This is a genomic window from Streptomyces sp. NPDC054841 (assembly GCF_053611045.1).
This window is the reverse complement of record NZ_JBSGZO010000453.1, coordinates 1-6804: the sequence shown is the minus strand read 5'-3', so window position 1 is coordinate 6804 and position 6804 is coordinate 1. Positions and strand designations below refer to the sequence as shown.

Sequence of the window (6804 nt, the reverse complement as noted above, 5' to 3'; positions counted from 1 at the left end):
CGCGGCTGCGTCGCGGGGCCGGCCGGCCCCCCCTGCCACGGCCGCGCCCGCCGCGGCCACTCCCGCGGGGGCCGCGCCAGCGGCGCGGGCCTCTACGGCCACCCCCGCCTCGGGACCCCCTGGCTCGGCCGCGCCTGATTCGCAGGTCCCTGCGTCGGAGCCCCGCGTCGCGGAGGCACCTGGTTCGAAGGATCCCGTCCCGGCGACCGGCGCCCGGGCGGTCACCGGATCCGAAGATCCCGCATCCGAGGAACCGGGCTCGGCGGTCGGTCCCGTGGGCCCGGTGGGCCCGGTGAGCTCGGTCGGCCGCAACGCGGCGCGGCGGTCGGAGCCGCAGCGGTCCCGGATGCCGCGCACGGCCGGCAAGCGAAAGAGCCCCAGGCCCGGCCCGTCGGCGCCCGCGGTGGACGCGGCGTCGAAGCGTCGTACCTCCTCCGACGCCGGCACGGCGTCCACCGGGAGCCGGACGCGCTCGGCGAGGCGAGCCGGCCGACGCGGTACGGGGAGCGGGTGATGACTGGCGTGACCCCGCAGCGTGTGCGGCCGTTCACCTGTGTGGCGGTTTCGTGTACTCCGTGCCGCCGCACCCGAAGCGGCTGTCCGGAGCGCACAGAAGGCACAGCAGACCCCACATGCCCACCAGCGACTCTCCTCAGGTCTCCACACCGGGCCGGCAACCCGGCACGGCCTGGGACACCATCCCCCCACCCATGCGCACGGCACTCGCCGGCGAAGCGCCGGGCGGCCCTGCCCGTGCCGCGTACGCCGGGGCTCCCGCACCGGGTTCGAGGCTGTCGGCGGGGGAGCCGCCGCCTCTGCACCACGTGCTCATGTGTGTCGCGTTGCCGAGCCTGGCCGTGTGCGCGGAACATGGCCAGCTCAACGGAGAGGGGCTGGAAGGCGTCTACCGTTCCGGCCGGAGGCTGCTCTCGCGCAGCCAGTTGCGGGTCGCCGGACGGGAACCGGTCGTCGTGCAGGGAAGGCTCGTCTCGGCCGACCGGGCAACGTTCTTCGCCGTGGCGCGGACCCATGCCGGCGCAGGGCCCGATCCCGAGATCGGGGTGGAGAGGTCACGGGACGCCGACGGCAGCGAACGAATCGTTCTGCGCAGCTGGTCGGGCCGGACCGTGCGTCTCCCCGTCGAGCTGGCTCTCGGCACAGACCTCGCGGAACTGGGCGCGGTGGCGACGGGCCGGGCAGGGCCCGAGCTGCCCGCCAGCGTCCATGACTCGGGCCTGCGCTGGTCCGCGGCAGGTGGCGCACACACCATCGTCACCGCTGTTCCGCCGCCCAAGGACGCGCTGGCCTCAGCGGGACTGCTGCGCTGGGAGTTCGAGCTGGCACCCGGTGAGACACGCATCATCGAACTCCGCGTCCGCGCGGACCAGGCGGTACGGCCGTCCCAGCACAATGGAGCCGCTCCCTTGGCCGACGCGCAGGCGGAGGGCGACGATCCGCGCGTGGGGAGCTTCCTCCGGACCGCTCTCGCGGACCTCGGCGCCCTGCTCCTCCGCGACCGCGATCATCCATTGGACGCTTGTCCGGCTGCGGGCGTGCCGTGGCGCTGCGGGCTCGCACCGGCGGAGGCCCTGTGGGCGGTGCGCATGGCTCTCCCGGTGGGCACACGACTGGCCGCGGCCACCCTGCGTACGCTTTCCAGGAGCCAGCTCGGAGGAAGGGGCCGGGAAGCCGGCCGGATGCCCGGACCGCTTCGGGACGCGGGGCCGCACCTCCCACCCAGTTGCACCGGAGTCGAGGCGACGCTCGCCTTCCCTGCCGTCCTCGCCGAAGCGTGGCGCTGGGGACTTCCCGAGCCGGAGCTGGAGGCGCTGCTCCCCACGGCCGAGCGCTGCCTGGCCTGGCTTCGCGGGGCTGTCGGCGACGACGGGCTGCTGTACGAGCCGGGGCCCGCCGGGATGCAGCGCGCCGAGACGCAGGCGCATGCGCACAGGGCCGCCGTGCTCGGTGCCGACCTGCTGGAGGCGTGTGGGCGGCCAGGAGCGGGCTGGTGGCGGGAGCGGGCCGCCGCCATGCGGCGCAGCTTCCAGGAGGGGTTCTGGCTCGACGATCTCAGAGGCGGCCGGCCGGCTGCGGCCCGCGTCCGGTCCGGGAGGCCGGTGCCCCACCTGGGAGGGGCAGCCGCACACCTTCTGGACACGGGCCTCCTCGGCGGCGGCCGGCCGGCGCCCGGGCTGCTCGACAGGGTGCAGACCGAACAGCTGGCACGACTGCTCGGCGCTCCCGATCTGGACTCGGGCTGGGGTCTGCGGAGCCTGGGTGCGAAGGAGCCGGGACACAATCCGTTCGGCCACCGGTCCGGAGCGGTCCGGGTGCATGAGACAGCCGTGGCAGTCGCGGGACTGGCCGCATGCGGCTACGAGAAGGAGGCGAGTTCCCTGCTCCGCGGAGTCCTCGACGCCGCGGAGGCGTTCGGCCACCGGCTCCCGGACATGTATGCGGGGGACCAGCGGACCGCCGGCGCGGTGCCGGTACCGCACCCCGCCGCGTGCCGCCCGGCGGCCGTGTCCGCCGCCGCCGGGATCCACCTGCTCACCACGCTCGTGGGCATCCGCCCGGACGCTCCGGCCGGCACGGTCGCCCTGCATCCGCTGCGCAGCACTCCCCTCGGCGCCGTGCAGTTCACGGGACTGCGGGTCGCCGGAGAGCCCTTCGCGGTGCGGATCAGCAGGCTCGGGCTGTGCATGGTCGAGGAAGCCGCTGACGGACTCCAGTTGGGGGTGTAACGGGATGGGACCGGCGCGTGAAGAAGTCGTTGTCCTGGATCACGAAGGGAGTGTTTATCGTCAGGAAGACGACTATGATCGCGGCATGTCGCCCTACGACCCGTCGGCCTTCCCGCCCTTCGCTGTCACCGTCGACCTGGTCGTGCTCACCGTGCGTCGCCATGCGCTGTGTGCCCTGGTGGTACGTCGCGGAGAGCCACCGTTCCAGGGCCGGTGGGCGCTGCCCGGGGGTTTCGTCAGGGCCGATGAGGATCTTTCGGCGGCGGCGGCGCGGGAGCTTGTCGAAGAGACGGGCCTGTGTGTGCACGACCCCGGTTCGCCGGCGCCCGACAACGGTGCCCATCTGGAGCAGCTTGCCACCTACGGGGACCCCAAGCGCGACCCCCGTATGCGGGTGGTGAGCGTTGCGCACCTGGCGCTCTCCCCGGATCTGCCGTCGCCTCGCGCCGGCGGCGACGCCAACAGCGCGCGCTGGGCGCCCGTCGAGACCCTGCTGAACCAGGAGAACGGGGGACGGGAGGACGAGCAGTCCGGGCAGCTCGCCTTCGACCATGCCCAGATCCTGGCCGACGGTGTGGAGCGGGCCCGCTCCAAGATCGAGTACTCCTCACTGGCCACGGCGTTCTGCCCGCCCGAGTTCACGGTCGGCGAGTTGCGGCGGGTGTACGAGGCGGTGTGGGGCGTCGCCCTGGACCCCCGGAACTTCCATCGCAAGGTGACCGGCACTCCGGGCTTCCTCGTGCCGGCGGGCGGGACCACAACCCGACAGGGCGGCCGTCCCGCACAGCTGTTCCGGGCCGGAGGCGCGACCCTACTCAACCCGCCGATGCTGCGCCCTGAGGTCTAGGGCCTGTCCGGCGGATCTTGCTGGGATCGTCCGCCGGACAGGCTCTGGGGCCGTCCGGAGCACGTCCTCCGTTTCCCTGACGCGTTTCCAGTTCCGCCCGGCGCGGTGCCCATGGCGATCACCTCCCTGGCCACGGCACTGGCAACGCCTTTGGTGGCGTCCTCGGCGATGTTCGTGGCGCAGAGCGTGGTGGTGTCCGACGGCAGGTCTGACATCGCACCCGACGCTGCGTCAAAAGTCGGAAATGTCGCGTTATCTTGCTGCGGTACCCGCATTCTGCCGCCCACCCGCCCTGCCGCCGAGCGGTTTCACCTTCCGCGAGAGAAGCGATGCTCCAGGCCATCGGACTCACCAGCACCCGTCGCCGGGACCTTCCGCCCGCCGTGGACGATCTGACTTTCGAGGCGCGGCCCGGCAATGTCACCGCGCTCCTCGGCGCCCCGGGCTCCGGCAAGACCACGGCCCTGCGCCTGATGCTCGAACTCGAGGCGGGCCGTGGCGTCACGTACTTCCGTGGGCGCCCGCTGCACGGCATCGTCCGTCCCGCGCGCGAAGTAGGGGTGCTGCTCGGCGACGTACCGGGTCACCCGGCCCGTACCGCCCGCGGCCAGCTCCGGATGCTCTGCGCCGCAGCGGGAGTGCCCGTGTCACGCGCCGACGACATGCTCGAAGTCGTCGGCATCGGCGCCCTGCGCGACGCACGTCTCGGCACGCTCTCCCTCGGCATGGACCGCAGACTGGGCCTGGCCTCAGCCCTGTTGGGGGACCCTCACACTCTCGTGCTCGACGACCCCTCCGAAGGACTGTCGCCACGGGAGGAGAGCTGGCTCTTCGGACTGCTCCGCGCCCATGCAGCGCACGGCGGCACCGTCCTCTATACGACCGCGGACCCCAAGGAGGCGGCCCGGACCGCGGATCGCGTCGTCACCATCGACGAGGGCCGGCTCATCGCAGACCAGGACGTGGCGGACTTCGCCCGCACCAGGCTCCGGCCGCGCGTCGCGGTCCGTACCCCGCACGCCGCACGGCTCGCCGCGGTGGTCGGTCGTGAGGCGCGGGCCGCTCGGCGCTCCGTCGAAGTCGTCGCCGAGGGCGGCAACCGGCTCTCCGTCTACGGCAGCAGCTGTGCCGAGATCGGCGAGACCGCCTTCCGGCACGGCGTCCTCGTCCACCAACTCGCCGACGAGATCGGCGACGCCGGTCCGGCAGCCCTGCCCCCCGCCGCCCCGGCAGCGCCGGCCCATGCCACCCCGACCCCCGACGCCCCCGCCCCGGTCGAATCCGCTCCCGCCGCGAGCCCCGCGCAGCCTCCCCCCGCCGGGGACCTGTCGCTGCTTCCGCGTCTCGAGGCCCGGCCGCGCCGTACGCCGCTGCAACCGCTGCGATACGAACTGCGCCGGCTCCTCGGTGTCCCGACGACCCATCTGATCGTGACAGCCGTCCTTGTCGTCTCGGCCGGCCTCTCCGGGCTGCTCGGGCACGGCGGCCGCACCCCGCTGCCGGGGCTGCTCGCCGCCTGGCCCGGGCTGCTGCCGCTGCCGCCCGCCGCCCTCGGTGCCGGCCTGCTCGGCTCCCTCTCCTTCGGGGAGGAATTCCGCTACCCCGCGCTCGCGACCGGACGCGGAACCATTCCTCGCCGCCTCGGGCTGCTGTGCGCCAAGCTCACGGTGACGGCCGGCGCCGCCCTGGTGATCGGGTTTCTCGTCGCCGTACTGGACGGCCAGGTCCTCCGTCTCCTGTACGGGGGCGATGTGACGTCCGTGCCTGACAACTGGCCTGCGCTGTCCGCGAGTTGGTCCGGTCTCCTGGTGGGCTGCGCCTGGTCCGGGCTGCTCGCCGCAGGGATCTTCCGGGTCACGGCCGCCGGAGTGGCGGCGGTGCTCGCCGTACCGGTGGTGGTCGTGCCACTGGTGCAGAAGGCGTTCGCGGGTCCGTCCGCGCGTTCGATCGCCGGCCTCCCGGGCCGCTTGCGTGAGCTGGCCTGGCTGGAGTGGCCCTACGAGGTGGATCCCTGGCTGTCGGCCGGGCTGCGGGTGCTGGCCCAACCCGTGGGCGCGGCACTGGCGTTGTCGCTGTCCGTCCTGCTCTGCGCGTACCTGTTCACCGGCCTTCGCGGCAGGGCCCGTTGGTGAACGTCTTGGGTCCGAGAGAGCGGTGAGCTGCTCGTAACTCCCAGAAGAATGACCGTTTCTTTCCGATAAGGCGTCAATTGCAGGGTGGGCGGCGATCACCCTTTCGTGTGCTTTTCACCAAAGACCTCAAGGGGTGCCGGAGCCACGCCGACAAAGGATGCGTGAGTACCCTTGCGCACACCATGATGACCGCCGCCCGCCCCGCCGAGTCCGGCCTCGCCGGCCCGGGCGACCTCGACCGATACCCCTACCCGGAGGCGCCCGGCGTCGACCGCGTCGGACCCCCGGCCTGGGACACCACGGAAGCCGAGTTGGGCCGGGTCAGCCGCCGCGCGGCGGGCAGCCGGGGCCGCGGGCTCCACGGTCAACTCGTCCAGCAGCTGGGCCAGATGATCGTCTCCGGCGACCTCGGGGCCGACCGTCCGCTCGTACCCGAGGAGATCGGCCAGCGATTCGAGGTCTCCCGCACCGTCGTCCGGGAGTCGCTGCGCGTCCTCGAGGCCAAAGGCCTGGTCAGCGCCCGTCCGAACGTCGGCACCCGGGTCCGTCCGGTCAGTGACTGGAACCTGCTGGACCCCGACATCATCGAGTGGCGCGCCTTCGGTCCGCAGCGCGACGACCAGCGCCGTGAGCTCAGCGAGCTACGCTGGACGATCGAGCCGCTCGCGGCGCGCCTCGCCGCAGGTCACGGCCGCGAGGACGTCCAGCAGCGGCTCGGTGACATGGTCGAGATCATGAGTCACTCGTTCACGCAGGGTGACGGAATCACCTTCGCGCGTGCCGACGTCGAGTTCCATTCCCTCCTGATCCAGGTCGCCGGCAACCGCATGCTGGAGCACCTGTCCGGCATCGTCGCCGCCGCCCTCCAGGTCTCCGGGGGCCCGGCCGCCGGATGTGACCGCCCCTCCGAGGTGTCCCTCGCGCACCACGCCAGGATCGTGGACGCCCTCGCCACCGGGGATGCGCACAGTGCCGAATCGGCCATGCGCCAACTTCTCACCGTCCACCCAGAGGTGGAGCGCGTCGTGCCCGCCCCGCGCGAGCACTGACCCCCCAGGGACGCGGCCGGGGCGTTCCGAGG

Annotated in this window: 4 protein-coding genes; all 4 read left to right on the top strand. The window is 73.0% G+C overall.

The annotated features are described in order from the left end of the window. Positions 1-632: 632 nt before the first annotated feature. The 4 genes from ACWGI8_RS36310 (at position 633) to ACWGI8_RS36295 (ending at position 6772) form a co-directional block, all read left to right on the top strand. Positions 633-2744, top strand: a complete 2112-nt coding sequence (locus tag ACWGI8_RS36310; RefSeq protein ID WP_453667643.1) for an amylo-alpha-1,6-glucosidase — start codon at positions 633-635, stop codon at positions 2742-2744. An 85-nt stretch (positions 2745-2829) separates the two neighbouring features. Continuing rightward, the gene (locus tag ACWGI8_RS36305; protein ID WP_453667641.1) at positions 2830-3591 is read left to right on the top strand and encodes an NUDIX hydrolase; all 762 of its coding nucleotides are present in this window, start codon (positions 2830-2832) and stop codon (positions 3589-3591) included. Positions 3592-3920: 329 nt separating this feature from the next. Further along, positions 3921-5723 (top strand): ATP-binding cassette domain-containing protein, encoded by a 1803-nt coding sequence (locus ACWGI8_RS36300; RefSeq protein WP_453667639.1) that lies wholly within the window; start codon positions 3921-3923, stop codon positions 5721-5723. Positions 5724-5884: 161 nt separating this feature from the next. Beyond that, positions 5885-6772, top strand: coding sequence for a FadR/GntR family transcriptional regulator (locus tag ACWGI8_RS36295; RefSeq protein ID WP_453667638.1), 888 nt, complete (start codon positions 5885-5887; stop codon positions 6770-6772). Positions 6773-6804: the final 32 nt, after the last annotated feature.

What these genes read in the sequence shown, in the direction of transcription:
- ACWGI8_RS36300 (WP_453667639.1), top strand. Translation starts at nt 3,921, where the DNA reads ATGCTCCAGGCCATCGGACTCACCAGCACCCGTCGCCGGGACCTTCCG.
- ACWGI8_RS36310 (WP_453667643.1), top strand. Translation starts at nt 633, where the DNA reads ATGCCCACCAGCGACTCTCCTCAGGTCTCCACACCGGGCCGGCAACCC.
- ACWGI8_RS36305 (WP_453667641.1), top strand. Translation starts at nt 2,830, where the DNA reads ATGTCGCCCTACGACCCGTCGGCCTTCCCGCCCTTCGCTGTCACCGTC.